This window comes from Gleimia hominis (assembly GCF_002871945.2).
GTDB classification, from domain to species: Bacteria; Actinomycetota; Actinomycetes; order Actinomycetales; family Actinomycetaceae; genus Gleimia; species Gleimia hominis_A.
This window is the reverse complement of sequence record NZ_CP126963.1, coordinates 1,897,526-1,914,730: the sequence shown is the minus strand read 5'-3', so window position 1 is coordinate 1,914,730 and position 17,205 is coordinate 1,897,526. Positions and strand designations below refer to the sequence as shown.

The window sequence follows — 17,205 nt, the reverse complement described above, 5'->3', positions numbered from 1 at the left end:
GAGAGCTTCAGTTAGCGGTTAGCTCTTTCGGATTTTTTACCGAATGAGGCAGTTAGCCGGTCGAGGATCATTGCGAGCACCACAACGGCTAAGCCAGCTTCAGCACCCAACCCGATGTTCACGCGTTGCAGTGCTTGGACAATGTCGTTACCGAGGCCGCCGCCACCGACCATACCGGCGATAACCACCATGGACAGGGCCAGCATAATCACCTGGTTAATGCCTGCCATGATTGTGGGTAGTGCTAGGGGGAGTTCTACTTGCCGGAGCACGCGGCTGGGTTTAGCCCCAAAGGCGTACGCGGCTTCCACTACAGATTTGTCTACCTGGCGGATCCCCAGTTCCGTGAACCGCACGGCCGGTGCGATTGAGAACAGGACGGTCGCGACAATACCGGGGACGATCCCGATCGAGAAGATCATGACGAACGGAATCAAGTACACGAACGCAGGCATGGTTTGCAGGAAGTCCATGATCGGCCGGGTGATGCGTGAAACCCATTTAACCCGAGCCGCTAAGATCCCCAGTGGCACGCCGAACAGCACGGCGATTGCGGAGGCTTCCACAACCATCGACAGGGTGGACATGGCGTTGTCCCACTGGCCCATACCGTAGATGAACAGCATGCCGATAATGGACCCAACCGCCAGTTTCCAACCGCTTGCGAAGAACGCGATGACCGCGACGATCAGGATGATCACCCAGAACGGAGGTGTAGAGAACACGAAATACAGGGCGTCGCACACGGACGTTAGGATCATGGCGACAACGCCGAAGAAGCCGTCCCACGCGTCCATCATCCACCGCATCGCGGCGTCGGCCCAGTCCCCTACGGGCAAAGAGAACCACAGATCGTTGTTACCCATCAGTTATTCTCCTTCCCGTTCGAAAGTTCTTGTTCGATTTCTTGCTCCTGTCTCGGCTTACCGTTCAGCTGTGTGGTGACTCCTTCGGTTTCAGCAGTGTTTTCCGCTGCGGGAGCACCACTCGTTTCAAACGCGCCCTCAGCAGCGGCACCACTCGTTTCAGACGGGCCTTCCGCCGCAGGAGTTCCACCGGTTTCAGCTGTATTGTCCGTAGTGGTACCACCTGCGTCCGAGTCACCTTGCGCTGCAAGTGCCACCACGATCGCGACGCGGGGAATAATGCCCAGTAGCTTGTTGTCTTCGTCCACCACGGGAATCGTAATGTCCGTATTCGCCGCCATACTAATGATTTCTGACAGGGGCGTATCGGGCCCCACCTGGTAGAACTCGTGGCGCAGAATCGATTCAGTGGAACGCAGTTCCGGGTTCTTGTGTAGCGCGTGCGCCACGTCTTCCGTGTGGATCATGCCGCGCAGCCGCAGGGTACCTGAGTCTGTTACCCAACCGCCTTCTTCGTCCCATTCTTCTAGTTTCTTGAGGGCAACGCGCGGCCCGTCTGCCGTGAAAATCCGGGTACCAGGCTGGCGCATCAGCGAGGACGCGGTAATCACGCGCGTGCGGTCCACGTCTTGCACGAACCGGGCAATGTAGTCGTTAGCGGGGCTGGTGAGGATTTCTTCCGCGGTCCCAACCTGTTCGATCTTCCCGTCTTTCATCACCGCAATGCGGTCCCCCACGTACATCGCTTCGTTCAGGTCGTGGGTGATGAAGATGATGGTGCGTTTCTTTTGGCTTTGCAGTTCCAGCAGGAGGTCTTGCATGTCCCGGCGGATCAGGGGGTCTAGCGCCGAGAATGCCTCGTCCATCAGCAAAATGTCCGCATCCGCAGTGAGGGCGCGAGCCAGGCCCACGCGCTGCTGCATTCCGCCGGAGAGTTCGTCGGGGTACGCGTTCTCCCGGCCTTCCAAGCCGGTGGTTTTTAGGGCCTCAAGTGCTTTCTGCTCGCGTTCTTGTTTGCCTACACCTTGAATCTCTAGGGGGTAGGCAGCGTTGTCCAGCACGGTGCGGTGCGGTAGCAACCCGAAGTGTTGGAAAACCATGGACATGTGTTGCTCGCGTAGCCGGCGGATTTCCCCCATGGGCATGTTTGTGACCTCTTGGTCGCCCACGTAGATTTTCCCGTCCGTAGCTGGACCTAAGGCGTTTAGCGTGCGTAGAAGCGTGGATTTACCGGACCCGGATAGGCCCATGACCACGAAGATTTCGCCTTCGTTAACATCTAGGCTCACATCTTCTACAGCTACTGTTACACCTTCGGGCAGCGCACTACGCTGAGCGCCTTCTTTAAGCATTTTTAGAGCTTTTTTTGAATCTCTACCAAAAATTTTGTAGACGTTCTCGCAGCGCAGTGCGCGCATCTACACCCTCTTCTTCCGTGTTCTAGACTTCAAGTTTTTGATTGCAATCTCGCGATTTTTTATTTCGCGTTATTTAACGAACCACGTTTCAGGCTATTGGTCTAGGTGGTAAAAGATCTAGTTTTTAGGCCCTTATTGTGCTCGATAACACTTAAATTTTAGTAAATGCTGAATTTATTATAAACTTTTCCCTTAAGGTATAGATTTATATTTTCTTATATGCGCTCGATTGCATTTGTTTTCCGATTTTCCACACTCTCCATGCGTGTGGACTGCTCTTGCTTGCCGTTAGACTGGTGGTGTGCTGCTAGAAGCCGTGACGACGTTCGGGAATCATTTCAACAAGGCCCTCGCTAACCTGCTTAAGGGCGCTGGTTGGCGCGCAGAAATGATCGGTTACGGGGGGATTGGTTCACCCAGCCGGGTACGTATTTTAGGGCGGGCACTCATGTCCCCCACTCCGTTTGAAGAAAAGTTTGAGGCGTGGGTTCAGCAGTCAAAACTCACGGGTTGGCAAGACCGCCCGGAGTTCGCGCATCTGAGTGATTCTGACTTGATTCGGGAGGCATTTGGCCAAGGTGGGCGCGAACGCGGTGAACGAGGGTGGCGCCAGTTTATGGACGCACAGATCCCGTTCCAACCCGTGGTGGTGACGGTTGGGAAGCAGCGGCAATTGGTTTATGCAGATCGAGGTGGGTACGTTGATGTCACGATCAGCGGGCATGGGCTTGCCCCCGGTTGGCACATGGCGACCGTGGCAGCGGCCGACCCGGCGAGCCTGCGCGGCGGGAAGTACGGTTCCACGGCTTCAGGCCAAGCGGGTATAAACAAGCGGCGGCAGGGTGCTCAAAAACTGCGGGTGCGCACGTCCCGGCCGGCTTCTGTGCCCGTGCGGATTGTGGGAACCGATGAGTTGTTCGGCGTGGTTTCAGACGTGGACGACACCGTGATGATCTCTTGGCTGCCGCGCCCATTGATCGCCGCGAAGAACGCGTTCTTCCTCTACGTGTCTTCGCGTCAAGCGGTGCCGGGCATGTCTTACTTACTGCAACGCGTGACCCGCACAATAGGAACTCTGCCGAGAAGCACGCCAAACGAATCGGACCGCACCCCAAGCAGCGTCCCAAGAGTATCGGGGAGCATGCCCAGCAACCCGGGTGCGAGCAACCCAAAAATGGAGGGTCTGGAGGCAAGCAATGCGGGTGGCCGGGTGCCGAACCACGCCCCGGTTGCCTATATTTCTACGGGCGCGTGGAACGTGGCGCCGGGGCTGCGACGGTTCCTGTCGCGCACCGGGTTCCCAACGGGCACACCCCTGCTGTCAGACTGGGGTCCGTCGCAAACCGGGTGGTTCCGGTCTGGGCCTAAACACAAGCGGCGGGAACTAGAGTTTTTAACGAACCTGCTGCCGTGGGTGCGGTGGGTTCTCGTTGGCGACGATGGGCAGCATGACCCCCTCATCTACTCCAAGTTCGCGCGGGACTACCCTCACAGAGTTGCAGCGATCCTCATCCGCACTCTCACGCCAACACAGCAAGTGCTGTCTCACGGCAGTGTCGCCGCCCCCGAACGAGTACTGGATGGGCTCACCACCCCAGTTTTCGTCGGTCCAGACGGCTACGACCTACTGCAGCAACTGCGCGCAAACCAGCATTCTGTAAACCAGCCACGCGAACGGGAGCACGCTAGTCGAGGTTGCGCAAAGTAGTCACGAAACGGCGATTACGCCCACTGACATTCCCCAGCGCAGACACTACGCGGTGCGAGCTACCCCAGCTGACGTTACGCGGCGCCGGGCACGTTGAAGTAGACGGTGCGGTCTTGCCCACCGCGATGCGCCCACTTACGCGTATCCGAACCCGACATGATCATCACCACGAGCGCTGCGAGCGCAGCCGCCGTCAAATTCGTGACACTCGGCGTCGGATCTAGCCACAACTGCGATAACTGTAGGCCCGCCTCAAGCAAGAATGTGGCGGTGAACGCTAACCGGGCCCACTGGAAATGCTTCAGCACCAGCACCCACAGAAGAATCTGGATAACCGCGTAAACAATCCCACCAATCACGAATATGCGGCGCAGCAAACCCGGGTCCACATCCACAACCCCGTGCAAACTCCAGCCCATGCTCACCACGAACGCTAAATGCACCAGTGCTAACACGCCCGCTGCGATCAACGAAGCGGGGGGCAGGTGGTGGTCCCCCACGCGGCTGAGTAAAGACCGGTGTTCTGGCTGGTAATCCGGAGCTTCCTCATCGACCACGTCTTCGCAGTTCACAACTGGTAAGTTACCGTCCGTGCGGATCCTATCTCCCCCACCGTTGCGGTGGTGGTACGCCGTAGAGAAATCCTCGATCACGGACACATCCACTTCCTCATTGGAATGCAACAAACTTCGCACCACGTAGTCGCGTTCTAAATCCGTGTTCTCATCAATCTTGTGCGTCACCTGCAGGGTGAAAATCGACAGGCCAACCGACTTATCGTAAGTCCCTGCGGCAAGCCAGTGCGCGTGGTGACCACCCGGAAGTAACCAGCCTTTCGGCACCTGCCAAAACCGCACGTGGTGACGCTGATTCGCATTGCCTTCCACTTCTTGCTGGTAGGCGAACTCTTGGGGTTTACCGAACACGTACAAGTCGGACACCGGGGCTTGCGGGTAGGACCGTTTGAATACGGAAGAAATCACGATTTTCCACGAGGAACGCAGGTTAACTGGGTCCGCTAAACTCCAGCCAGCGCGGCGCATGGCCGTGTGAATATCATCCGCAGTACCTTTAAAAGCCAAGTTCACTGGGTCACCCAGCAACCCATCGCGGGTTTTGGTGCGGCCAATAAAATAATCCGGCACGTACACCAGCGAAAACACTTGGTGCAGCCGCGGGAGCAGCAAAAACGTGAGCACTCCCCACAGCAAGATCGCCGCCAGAATCGCTGTCCACGACAGCCGGAACGACGCACGAATCAGGAACGCCGCCAAAATCCCCGCCTGCACGGCCGCCAAAATAATGAACGCTGTATCCAACACCTCGTACAACGACCACGCCCGCTTACTTCCTTTAACCCTCTTGTCGTAGCGGTACTTTGGGTACTGGTTGGGCCGCAGGTAGTGCGTTGAAACTTTCACAACCGGTTTCGGCTGGTCGTCAAACGTAGATTCTTGAGGGACTGCAAGAGCAGTGTCATCAGACTTCTCTTTAGCCTGACCTTCCAACGAGGACGACGAGCGGGCAGACCACCGTGGTGACGAGGATGAGGAATTCATGCCCACAGTCTAGTCTCTTCACGTTGCACCTGCGCACATCCCTGCCCAATTGCACGCTTAAGTACCGCGCAATCCGTCCGTTGGCGGGTAGTGAGTTAAGCCCGTTAGCGGGTAGTGAGTTAAGCCCGCTGGCCGGTAGTGAGTTAAGCCCGCTGGCGGGTAGTGGGCTTAGCCCATCGCCGGGCAGTGGGCGAGCGTGTTGATGATCGCTTGTTTTTCTTGGGTCGTAACCGTGAGCACCCACCGGGCTTTAACCTTGGCTTGCCGCGCCACGTACGCGCACTGGTAGTCCTCATTTGGGGGCAGCCACTGGTCTGCCGATTTACTGCCTTTATCTTGGTTCGCGGGCCCATCTACTGCCAGCAGGTTCATGGGGTCGTTCGCGAACTGTTCACGTTTGCGCGTATCCCACTGCCACGCGCCAGACCGCCACGCGTCCGCGAGCGCCACCACGTGGTCTATTTGCACTGCCGGGGAAGTTTCGGCCCCGCGTTTAAAATGAATCTTCTTACCGGTATACGGGTCGTTTAGTTCTCCGGAGGCGACCTTGCAGTTCCCGTTTTTAAAACGCACCGCCGTCATGTCCCGCCCCAGGATGTCGTTGCGCGTGTCGCAACCGTTGCGGTCCACGTCCGCCCATGCCTGTCCGTATGCTGCGCGCGCGTATTTGGGAGTATGCTGTTTTCCTCTAACTTGGAGTTGGGCAACGTAATTGCGGGCCTGGGAATACGGGATGTCCTCCAGCTTGGCGCGACCGAAGAACTTCCCCAGCGTCCCGCTGGACAGGTAGAGCACAAGCGCTATGCCGATCACGCTGATCAGGACGATCACGACCCAGTCCGCTACCCGTATTTTCCTCACCCCTACAGGGTGCCACACTTAGCGTGCCCTCAGGATTATCCACAACCTGCGTGGCCAAGAAACCTGTTTTATCTGCTCAGTCGAGCCTCTGCACTAACGACGGGTTGTTATTCGCCACGTTCCCCACGGCTTTCGACACAGCTCGGGGCATGAGGTTCGGCGCGGGTATCGCATCCAAAAGCGCCCCCACTTCCGCGTCGGTGTCAATGGTGGGACACAACCACTCATCCCACAACTCTGGTGGCACTACCACGGGGGAACGGTCGTGAATATGCCCCAGCGCATCCGGTGCCGCCCGCGTGAGAATCGCGAACGTACGCAACCACCCATCCGGCCCCTGCCACGCATCGTAAATCCCCGCGAACCCCATCACCGGATCCTGCGCCGCCACTTCAGCCGGGTTTGCAGCACTTACTTCTGCCGCCTGAGGCGCTCGCCCGGTTTGCGCGCACACGTCCGAGTCCGCATGGGGATCAGCCGGGTTTGGATCGGCGGAGGCCTTGGTTACGTTTGGGCCGGCGGGAGGTTTAGTTAGGAAAAATGGCTGCTTACCCTCGGGGGTGGTTTGCCATTCGAAATACCCGTTGGCTGGCACCAGGCAGCGTTGGCGCCGCATAGAAGCTTTAAATGAGGGTTTTTGCAACGCGGTTTCACTGCGCGCATTAATCATGGGACGCTTGTCGTCGCGCGCCCACGACGGCACCAGGCCCCACTGCAACGGCTGCAACCGCCGCTCCACCAACCCGTCTGGCTGCGTCTTCGCCGCGTCCGAGGCTGGTTTCGATGCCTCCGGCCCCACCTGCGACTTCGACCCGCCCGAGTGCGGGCTCGGTTCCTTCGGTTCAATGAGGCGTTCAAACACGACGGGCAGCAGCTGCGAGGGAGCCGCATTCCACGTTGGTTGCACGGGGGCGAACATGCGGTCCACGTTAAACAGTGGAACCAGGTTCTCCTCCTCATCCCACAGGGCGTAACGTCCACACATTAAAACTCCTCAAAAGCAACTTCACTTACGTTCCTCAGGTGGGTCAGTGGGTTTTTCTTCTTCAAACACAACTTCCACAGTGGGGGCTGCAGCAGTTCGGTTCCGCTTCACCCGCACCTTACCCTGAGGTGTGCGCGGGCGATTGCGACGGGTTTTCAACAGGCGCCGCAACTGTTCAGACGTGATCGTCAACGTCCAATCTGGTGAGGCCGGTAGCTTCCAGCTACGCCAGTTCGCTAAACACGTAAACGCGGACCCAACCACGGTGGCCACCAGCATCCCCATCATCGCAAGATCCGCGTGGAAAAATCCCACCATAATCACCGAACTAACCGCAGCGGGCGTGGCATAAAGCTCGTTGCCACCAAACACCATTGGGACGTTGCCTGCAGAAATGTCGCGGATCATCCCGCCTCCAACCGCGGTGGTCATCCCCATCAAAATGGCAGGCATTACCCCAAACCCAAGGGCCAGGGTTTTCATTGCCCCCGTCGCCGCCCACGTGCCAAGCACAGTGCCATCGGCAATCACAATCAACACGCGCGAAGGCCGCGAATCTAACTTCCACAGCAGCGCCGTCAACGCCCCCAAAATCGCCACAATAATGTAGTACGGGTCCGTCAACGCTATCGGTGGGCCAGCCGACAGCATCACGTCACGAATAATGCCCCCACCCATCGCAGACATTAACGCCAACACCGCGTAACCCACCGGGTCGAACCCCTTCTGCCGGGCCAGCCGCCCACCCAGAATCCCGTTCAAAAACACGCCCGTCAGGTCGATTGCGCGAAACAGGTCGGGGATGGCGTCGTTCAGTTCCTGTAACAGCCCCATCGGCCCTCCTGAAAAATCAAGACAAAAACCTACACGCCAGAGGCACCAAAAGCCAACCCCAGCAAGTACGTAACTAACGTAGCACCGTAACCGATTGCCAACTGCCGCAACGCTCGTGGAAGCGGGGACTTACCCGACAGCACGCCCGTCACCCCACCGGTACACATCAGGGCCGCCCCCACAATCACCACGGACACCCCAAGCGCCACGTAGCTCGACAACCCGAACATGAACGGAAGCAACGGCAAAAACGCGCCGGTCGCGAAAAACAGGAACGAAGACAAGCCCGCGCGAACACCCGAACCAATCTCCACAAACTGCTGGCCATCCTCACGCAGTTTCGCCCGCTGCTTAGCACTGAGCATAGCGTGGTTAGTGACAATCGAACCAGTTGTCAGTTCGGTTGCGGGCCGGTTAATCGCCGCCAAAATAGTGCGGGCGTGGTCGCGCGACTCCTGCTCGGAATCACCGCGAGCGCGGAACACCAGTTCCAGTTCGTTCGCATGCACATCGAGTTTCGCCACTGCCTCACGCATATCCTCGCTGGGACTACTGGCCTCCAAAAGTTCCCGCTGGGAGGTGACGGAGATGTACTCCCCCGCAGCCATCGACAACGCTCCCGCAAGCAAGCCCGCGAACCCGGCGGCAATCACCATGGACTGCGTCGTACCAGTAGCGGCAATCCCCGCGATCAACGCTAAGTTAGACACCAGCCCGTCGTTCGCCCCGAAAACGGCGGCGCGGAACGTGCCCGACAGGCGCTCACGCGAACGTTCCGCCAGCCCCCGCACTACTTCCCCGTGAATATGCTCATCCGCAGCGATTTGCGCGCTCGCATCATCGTCCGCATCGTAGTTTGAGCGGCCTTCACTTCGCTGCGCTAGCGCCAGCACGAACAGGGTGCCGAACATGCGCGCCAGTTTCGACAGCAGCCACGAACCCGGGGAAGGTTTCGGATCTGGTTTCGCGTATTTACCTAACCGCTGCACCCAGTATTGTTCGTGGCGGCATTCCGCCACAGCTAGTTGCAGTAAGATTTCGCGTTCTTCCCCATCGCGTTTTTTCGCGAGGTACCGGTAGGTCTGCGCTTCCATCCGCTCGTCGGCAACGTAACGGCGCCACCGGCGGATCTGCTCTCGGGTGGGAGCGGGGGCGTTAGGCTGAGGGGGCACCGGCGTTATTTTCCTTCGAAACCTTCAGAGCTTTCGAAACCAGGTGTTTTAGCGGAATCGGCAGGTGGTTCTTCTGTAACTTCCACTACGTCTACGTCCACGTATTCCGGTTTCGGTTCCGGCGCTACGCCGAACACACGTTCTTTAACTACAGATACAATCTTGTCGGTAGCAGCCTGCCCACCGCGCCGCAGGGCTTCCGACACTTTCTCGGACGCATTATCGATCGGTTTCGCCAACGTTGGTGAGTTACGCAGTTTGGAAGCGTGTCGTTTAATTGACTCGTACCGGGACCTACCGGCGCGGGTGCCGAGCACGTATCCGATGCCAGCTCCGAGTATGAACGATAGTTTGCGTGCCATAATCCCTCCGTAGGTTTGTGGATTCCTACCGTACAGTGTACGGGTGTTTACCCTGGGTGTTTCCACCCTAAGCATTATCACTAGAGTTTACTTATCTAGGTTTACTATGCTCTAAGTATGGCTGAGGTAGAGATCTCGACTCCGCGCGGCAAGGTTCTGCGCGGTAGTTTTGTGAACCCTGTGGATGCAACAGACGCAGCGGTACTCTTCTCTCACCCATTCCTTGGGGAACGCACGTCCAACAGTTATTTCGACATGCTCGCCGCAACCTACCGGGGGGCGGGTTACGCCACTTTGGAGTTCGACTACTCTGGGTGCGGGCGTTCTGACGACGATGTGATTACCGCCCGGAACCAGCAAGAAGACCTGCAGTCCGCCAGTTCGTGGCTGGTTGAACACGGGTTTTCCCGCCAGGTTCTGCACGCGCATTCGTTTGGTTCCCTGGTTGCGTTGCGCGCGCACCCTCAGGCAACCCAAGCCATGATTTTAACGGGGATGATTACGGGCCCGATTTCATTTGAATGGTCCCATATTTTTTCTGAGGGACAGCTCGACGATTTGGAACAGCGGGGCGAAACCCGGATCCCGAACGACACGGATCCGCAGCGCAAGTACTTTCTGATATCGCGCCAAACCCTGGTGGACCTGTCGATGAATAAGACGGAAGAACTACTGGCGGATCTGAGCGCGCCGATCCTTGCGATTCACGACGCGGACGATATCGCCCAGGGGTTAGATAAGGCGAGTGCGGAAGTGGTGGCGGACCTGCCGGCGGGGTCGAAACGCGTGTTGATACCGCACGCGCATTTTGGTTCGGGCCAAGATGTTGACCGGTTGCGCGAGCTTTCACTGCAGTGGGCACGCGACCACGTGCCCCCGCGACTGGGGTAGCCAATGGTTCCGGAACCGCAGTTGGCGCGCACAATCCGCACGGGGAAACGAGAAATCGTTACGTTCCCCAAACTGGGGTCGGCGCAAGTACACGTGTTAGATGAGGGGGAAGGCCCAGCGGTTGTGTTTTCTTCCGGTCTGGCGATCGCGTGGTTCGACTGGCAGGATTTAACGGACCAGTTACTAGCCGATGGGTATCGCGTGATCTGCATTGACCGACCTGGGGCGGGATTGTCGGGCCCACTGCCTCAGGGAAATTACCCGTCGATCGTGGACCAGGCGGGGGTGATTGCCCAGGTGTTGGATGCGCGTGAGGTGGAGTCCGCGATTGTGGTGGGTCATTCGATGGGTGGCATGGTTGCGGAGGCGTTTGCGCAGCTCTACCCGCAGCGGTGCGAGCGGCTAGTGCTAGTAGACACCTCGTATGAAACCCCGCCAGAGACGCTTGGGCAGGCCAGCCCGGAACCTGCTCGCTCGGAATCTGTTGGTTCGGAGCCTTTTAGCTCGGAATCTGCTGCTTCGGATCTTGAGGGGGAGCGCGTGGAGCGGGAGGCGGACGGAGTGTCGAACGAGTCTCTGTTAGCGCGACTGTTAGAGAGCCCGCCGGTGGAGGACTTGTTTTTGTTCGCCACGAAACAAGCTCAGGTGGTACTCACGAGTTCACCGGCGTTGGCACGGCTGGTGTCTAAAATCCGGTTCCACACTAAACGCACTCCACTGCGCAGTGCCCGGCGGGTGGATGAGGCAAAAGTGTCGCGCGCCGTATTCACTAAGGCCCATATCCTGTCGGGAATGGTGCGTGAATACGCGGCGTATGGGGACTGGGTGAAACAGGTTGAGAAGCTGCGCCACACCCACACCTACACAGGGCAGGTGGCGGTGGTTGCCGCACAGTCTGGCTCGCACGCCCTGTCGGAACGGTGGGTGTCACTACTGGACGAACTGGCAGGCCGGTTCGCAGACCAAGGAGCGGTGACTGGCTTCCACGTTGTCAAAGCGTCCCACCTGGTGATGCGCGACATCCCTCAAGACCTCGCGCAAATCATTGAAGGCGACTGAACAAACCCGGCAAACTGCGAGGCCTAGTTGGCGGACGTGCGGACGAAGGCGGCTATACCTACACGCGATGCTTCCCAGGCGGGCGAAGGCGGCTGAAAGGCTGCAGCGTTCGCCGGCCGGTTGGGGGAACACGATAGACTGGTGGGCGTGTCTGCCCCAGTGAGTCGATTTAACGCCAGTCAACTAGCGCAGCGGGCTGCCGCTCTGCCGGTGGTTACGTTCCCACCGGATTTACCGGTGTCTGCGCGGCGCGACGACATTGCGCAGGCGATTGACCGGAACCAAGTGGTGATTATTTCTGGTGAGACCGGTTCGGGTAAAACCACGCAGATACCAAAGATTTGCTTGCAGTTAGGCCGGGGTGTGCGCGGCATGATTGGGCACACGCAGCCGCGGCGGATCGCAGCGCGCACGGTGGCGAACCGGATTGCGCAAGAACTGGGTACGAACGTGGGGAACCAGCCGGGTGACGCAGTGGGGTTCCAGGTGCGTTTCACCGACCAGGTGGGGCCCACCACCTTGGTGAAACTGATGACGGACGGCATTTTGCTAGCCGAGATCGCGCACGACCCCCTGTTGCGTGCTTACGACACCATAATTATTGATGAGGCCCATGAGCGCAGCTTAAATATTGACTTCCTCATCGGCTACCTGACGCAACTGTTGCCTAAACGCCCGGATTTGAAGGTGATCATCACTTCCGCCACCATTGATTCGCAGCGTTTCGCCGAGCATTTCACGGGCTCAAACGGCAAGCCCGCCCCCGTTATTGAAGTTTCGGGCCGCACCTACCCCGTGGAGATCCGCTACCGCCCCCTGGTAGCCGACACGCCTGGCGACAAAGGGGGAAGCCACGCGCACAGCTCCGCCGCCCCTCAGGCAGAAGAAAAAAAGCATGACCGCGCGAACCATGCGGGCCAAATAAGCCAGCCGGACCAAACGAACGAAGCGCACCAGCCGGAACAAGCGGGCCAGGCAGACGAGGCAAACCAAACAGACCAGATGGATCAGGCGGACCAGAAGGCGTTGGTGTTAGAGGACCCGGATGCGGACCTGCCGACCTTGGGGTATGGCATGGGTGAGGAGATTGATTACATCACGGGTATCTGCCACGCGGTGGATGAGCTGATGGCGGACGGGGATGGGGACATCCTCGTGTTTTTGCCAGGTGAGCGGGACATTCGCGATACGGAAGCGGGTTTGGAAGACCATTTAGGCACCCGGTTCATTAAAGCGGGGGAGGCGCGGGCGAACTCTGTGCCCGGTGGGGTGGAAGTGATGCCGCTGTTCTCTAGGTTGTCGGCGGCGCAGCAGCAGCGGATTTTTAAACCCCATCCGCGGCGGCGCATCGTGTTGGCAACGAACGTGGCGGAGACGTCGTTGACGGTACCTGGGATCCGCTATGTGATTGACCCGGGTTTAGCGCGGATTTCGCGGTATTCTAACCGCACTAAGGTGCAGCGCCTGCCGATTGAACCGGTTTCGCAGGCGTCAGCGAATCAGCGTTCGGGCCGGTGTGGGCGCGTGGACGATGGGGTGGCGATCCGCCTGTATTCGCAGCGGGATTTCCACGCCCGCCCCCGGTTTACGGAACCAGAGATTCTGCGGACCTCGCTGGCGTCCGTTATTTTGCAGATGGCGGCGTTGGGTTTGGGGGACGTGGAGGGGTTCCCGTTTTTAGACGCCCCCGCCCCTCGGGCAATTAAAGATGGCGTAGTTTTGCTTGAGGAACTGGGGGCTCTGCGCGTGGGAGTGCGACCGTTGAAGCTCACGCGGGTGGGGCGGCAGTTGGCGCGTCTCCCGATTGACCCACGGTTGGCGCGCATGCTGGTGGAAGCGGGGCGCAGTGGGTGTGCGTCTGAGGTTTTGATTATTGTGGCGGCCCTGTCGGTGCAGGACGTGCGGGAGCGTCCGGCGGAGCATCAGCAGGCTGCGGATGAGTCGCATGCCCGGTTCTTGGATGCGACGTCTGATTTTTTGACTTATTTGAATATTTGGCGTTATTTGCGCTCTTCAGCGCGGGACATGTCGAATTCTGCGTTCCGGCGGATGTGTCGGGATGAGTTCTTGCATTACTTGCGGTGGCGGGAGTGGCAGGACGTGGTGGGTCAGCTTTCGCAGATGGCGCGGGAGATCCGGATTCGGTTCGACACGCTTTCGGTGCCGTCGCGGTCTTTGGTGCAGCGGTGCCGCCGCGATGGAGGCGCTAAGGATGCGCATGCGCGTGCGGCGATGGCGTTGACGGCAAAGACGTCTGCGAAGAATGCGGATGATATTCACCGTGCAGTACTGGTGGGTTTGCTTACCAATATTGGGATGTGGGATCAGGCGCGGTCGGAGTATCAGGGCACGCGTGGGGGCCGGTTTGTGATTTGGCCGGGTTCTGGGTTGGCGCGGAAGCATTACGAGTGGGTGATGGCTGCGGAGCTGGTGGAGACGTCCCGCGTGTTTGCCCGCACGGTGGCGCGGATTCAACCGGAGTGGGTGGAAAAGCACGCGCAGCGTTTGGTTAAGCACGTTTATGGTGAGCCGTATTGGTCGACGCGTAATGGTGCGGCGATGGTGCGTGAGAAAGTGATGTTGTATGGGCTCACGTTGATTGCGGACCGGCCCGTGTTGTTGGCGAATGTGCCGCCGCACGCGTCGTTTGATATTCCGCAGTCTGCCACCACTTTGGGTTCTAGGACTGCGCTTGGGTCTGGTTCTGCGGTGGGTCCGGTTGGGTCGGTGTCTGGTTCGCCCAAGGAGTTGGCGCGGCAGATGTTTATTTCGCACGCGTTGGTTGCGGGGCAGTGGCGTGGTCGACACCGCTTTATTGCGCATAATAAACGGGTGTTGGAGCAGTTGGAGGCGGATGCGCAGAAGTTGCGTGCGTCTAGTTCTGTTGATGAGGCTGCGTTATACGCGTTTTTTGATGAGCGGGTTCCAGAGGACGTGTATGGGGCGGCGGATTTTGACCACTGGTGGCGTGGGCAGGCCGATAAGCGGTTGTTGGAGTTTTCGCGCGCTGCGTTGCTTGGGGAGGAGTCTTCGGATCCGTCTGGGTACCCGTCGCATTGGGTGCAGGGGGATTTATCCTTGCCGTTGCGGTATGAGTTTAATCCGGGGTCGCCGCGCGATGGGGTGACGGTGCGGGTGCCCGTTGCCGTGTTGGCGCGGGTGCGTGACGTGGGGTTCGACTGGTTGGTGCCGGGTATGCTCACAGAGTTGCTGACGGCCACGATTCGCGCGTTACCGAAAAATTTGCGCACGCAGTTGGTTCCGGCGCCCGATGTTGCGGGCGAGTTAGCGGTTTGGATTCGGAGTAATATTTGGGGGCTTGAGGGCACGCGAACCACCGCGGGGCATCCGCATTCGCGTGGTGCAAACGGTTCTAGTGATTCAGCCGCCGCTAACAGGTTGGACGGTTCGGCCGCCGCTAACAGGTTGGACAGTTCAGCCGCCGCTAACAGCGCACCGGGTGAGGCCGCTTCCTCTGATTCTTCTGGCACGCGAAAACCTCAAGCGCAGCAGAGTAAACCTCAAGCGCAACGGCGGGAACCGAAGGGGGACACACAAAAGGGTTCAAATGGGCCTGACCCGCGTTCTTTGGAAGCCTCTTTGGGGCGTTTAGCTGCGTGGGCGTCAAAGTCGGGTGCTGCGTCGAAAAAGTCGATCGCGAAAATGCGGCAGCAAAGCCAAGGTGGTAGCGCTGCAAGGGGTCGTTTTGAAACCGGTTCTAATGCTGGTTCCAATTCGGCGTCGGGCGCCCGAACCAGTTCCGCGGCGTCTGCCGCTGATACCCCCGCGACTTCTGCTGAGGCTTCTGGTTCTAACACCCGGGTGGTTTCTACCGACGTGGAACCAGCACTGCCGGGCACGGAATCTGGGTTGCGTTTACCCCCGTTTTTCACCGCGTTCCAGCAGGCAGTTAAAGCGGTTAAAAACGTGGAGGTCCCAGCGGATTTGTGGGATCAGTTGGTGTTACCACCCCACGTGGTGATGCGGTTTGAGGTTGTGGATGCGAAAGGTAGGGAGATTCGCTCTGCGGAAGATCTGACGTGGCTGCAAAAACAGTTGGCGAGCCAGTCACAGCAGGCGGTGCGTTCGGCTATGCGTGACGCCTTGCAGGAGGCATTCAAAACTGCTGACCAACAGGTGTTTAAACACGACGGTAACCGGCCTGGCAAGCAGCATAAGAACCAGCAGGGCCCCCGCGGTAAGCAACGAAAAGGCATTTCGCAGCATGAGGGCAACGCGGAGGATCTGCCCGCAGTACACCCGGGTGGGCGTGCTGACCAGCATGAGGGCAAAGCGCCTCAGGGCACCGCGCCTCAACGCCGATCTAGCCAGGCTCCACGCGGCGCAACGCAGGTAGGCGGAGCGGGTAATGCAGGTGGTTTGATTCGCGAGCAAAACGGTTTGAAGCACTGGCCATCACTGCCGGACACCCAGGCAAACGGACAGTTGAGCGACCAGACTAGTGACCATCCGAACGCGACTGCCGAAGGTGGCGTGATTCCGTTGGATGTGGAAGCTCGGGGAGCTAACGGAATGATTGTGCGGGCTTACCCGTGTTTGGTTCCGCAAGGTTCAGCGCAGGATCCGGCGGCTGGGTTACGGTTAGCGCCCACGCGGGTGCAGGCGGATGCACAGCACCGGCAGGGGTTGGCGCATTTGGTGTTGGCGCAGGTGGCACTATCCACTACCCGGGTGTCTACGCGTTGGTCAGGCAAGCAGGCGCTCGTGCTGGCGTCGAGTCCGTATTCGAGTACTGAGGAGCTGATTGCGCAGGCGCAGCGTGCCGCAACGCTCAGTTTGATTGATGAGGCTCCGCAACCGCCTTATAAGGTGCGGACTAAACCGCGTTTTCAGGCGCTGCTGAAGTTTGTGCGTGAGAACTTGGAGGACCGCATCTACCAGGTTCTAGGGTACGTTGTGGATGCCCTGGCGCAGTACAATACCGTCACCCAGCAGTTACGGAAGCATTCTTCCCCCTCTGAGTTACGTTTAGTTACGGATGTGAAAGCTCGTGTTGATGCCTTGGTGAACGATCGGATGCTGCAGGACACACCATTTGCCTGGCTGCCGCACGTGGCGCGGTTCGTGCAGGCACAAAGTAAGCGTTTAGATAAGGCTTCGTCTTCCCCCACCGCTCTAGCCCGTGATGATGCTAATGCGCGTTCCCTTGCGGTTTTGCATGCGGATTTTCTTGAGGCACTAGAGCGCACTCCAGCGAACGAGGTTACTCGGCGCGCGCAGTTGCAAGATGGCTTGTGGTTAGTCCAGGAGTTAGCGGTGCAGTTCTTCGCCCAAGAACTCGGTACGTCCCGGAAAGTGTCGCAAAAACGGTTGCACCACTTACTGCAGCATTAACCACGGGTGCAGCTAGTGCCTCAAGAATAAAATCCTGAAAAATAAGGCCTTGAAGAATAAAGCTTTGAAAATAAGGTTTTGGAAAGCAAGTCCGTAAAGAATAAGGCCGTGCGGAATCGGTAAACTAGTAAAGCT

Annotated in this window: 12 protein-coding genes; 4 read left to right on the top strand and 8 right to left on the bottom strand. The window is 58.6% G+C overall.

Annotated elements, in window-relative coordinates; translation table 11 throughout:
• Nucleotides 1–11 precede the first annotated feature (11 nt).
• Nucleotides 12–866, bottom strand: coding sequence for an ABC transporter permease (locus CJ187_RS08420; protein ID WP_102216487.1), 855 nt, complete (start codon nt 864–866; stop codon nt 12–14).
• Nucleotides 866–2,218 (bottom strand): quaternary amine ABC transporter ATP-binding protein, encoded by a 1,353-nt coding sequence (locus CJ187_RS08415; RefSeq protein ID WP_233187340.1) that lies wholly within the window; start codon nt 2,216–2,218, stop codon nt 866–868. The genes CJ187_RS08420 and CJ187_RS08415 overlap by 1 nt, the downstream gene beginning before the upstream one ends.
• 367 nt (nt 2,219–2,585) lie before the next feature.
• On the opposite strand from CJ187_RS08415, the gene CJ187_RS08410 reads away from it, so the two are divergent.
• A complete protein-coding gene (locus CJ187_RS08410) occupies nt 2,586–3,992 on the top strand; it encodes an App1 family protein (RefSeq protein WP_284667486.1) in 1,407 nt (468 codons plus the stop codon).
• A 74-nt stretch (nt 3,993–4,066) separates the two neighbouring features.
• Here the strand turns inward: CJ187_RS08410 and CJ187_RS08405 are convergent, their stop codons facing one another.
• The 6 genes from CJ187_RS08405 to CJ187_RS08380 all read right to left on the bottom strand — a co-directional run bounded on the left by CJ187_RS08405 (nt 4,067) and on the right by CJ187_RS08380 (nt 9,765).
• The gene (locus CJ187_RS08405) at nt 4,067–5,551 is read right to left on the bottom strand and encodes an LssY C-terminal domain-containing protein (protein ID WP_102216620.1); all 1,485 of its coding nucleotides are present in this window, start codon (nt 5,549–5,551) and stop codon (nt 4,067–4,069) included.
• A gap of 168 nt (nt 5,552–5,719) precedes the next feature.
• Complete coding sequence (locus tag CJ187_RS08400; protein ID WP_284667484.1) at nt 5,720–6,412, bottom strand: HNH endonuclease family protein; 693 nt, start codon at nt 6,410–6,412, stop codon at nt 5,720–5,722.
• 76 nt (nt 6,413–6,488) lie between these two features.
• Nucleotides 6,489–7,397, bottom strand: a complete 909-nt coding sequence (locus tag CJ187_RS08395) for an SOS response-associated peptidase (RefSeq protein WP_102216489.1) — start codon at nt 7,395–7,397, stop codon at nt 6,489–6,491.
• Between the two features lie 21 nt (nt 7,398–7,418).
• A complete protein-coding gene (locus tag CJ187_RS08390) occupies nt 7,419–8,231 on the bottom strand; it encodes a trimeric intracellular cation channel family protein (protein ID WP_102216490.1) in 813 nt (270 codons plus the stop codon).
• Nucleotides 8,232–8,260: 29 nt separating this feature from the next.
• The gene (locus CJ187_RS08385) at nt 8,261–9,403 is read right to left on the bottom strand and encodes a VIT1/CCC1 transporter family protein (RefSeq protein ID WP_233187342.1); all 1,143 of its coding nucleotides are present in this window, start codon (nt 9,401–9,403) and stop codon (nt 8,261–8,263) included.
• A gap of 5 nt (nt 9,404–9,408) precedes the next feature.
• Nucleotides 9,409–9,765 (bottom strand): YtxH domain-containing protein, encoded by a 357-nt coding sequence (locus tag CJ187_RS08380; RefSeq protein ID WP_233187343.1) that lies wholly within the window; start codon nt 9,763–9,765, stop codon nt 9,409–9,411.
• A gap of 117 nt (nt 9,766–9,882) precedes the next feature.
• Here CJ187_RS08380 and CJ187_RS08375 point away from each other — a divergent pair, with 117 nt between their 5' ends.
• The 3 genes from CJ187_RS08375 (at nt 9,883) to CJ187_RS08365 (ending at nt 17,070) form a co-directional block, all read left to right on the top strand.
• Nucleotides 9,883–10,656 (top strand): alpha/beta hydrolase, encoded by a 774-nt coding sequence (locus CJ187_RS08375; RefSeq protein WP_102216491.1) that lies wholly within the window; start codon nt 9,883–9,885, stop codon nt 10,654–10,656.
• Between the two features lie 3 nt (nt 10,657–10,659).
• Complete coding sequence (locus CJ187_RS08370; protein WP_102216492.1) at nt 10,660–11,715, top strand: alpha/beta fold hydrolase; 1,056 nt, start codon at nt 10,660–10,662, stop codon at nt 11,713–11,715.
• A gap of 159 nt (nt 11,716–11,874) precedes the next feature.
• Nucleotides 11,875–17,070 (top strand): DUF3418 domain-containing protein, encoded by a 5,196-nt coding sequence (locus tag CJ187_RS08365; RefSeq protein ID WP_146003088.1) that lies wholly within the window; start codon nt 11,875–11,877, stop codon nt 17,068–17,070.
• Nucleotides 17,071–17,205 lie beyond the last annotated feature (135 nt).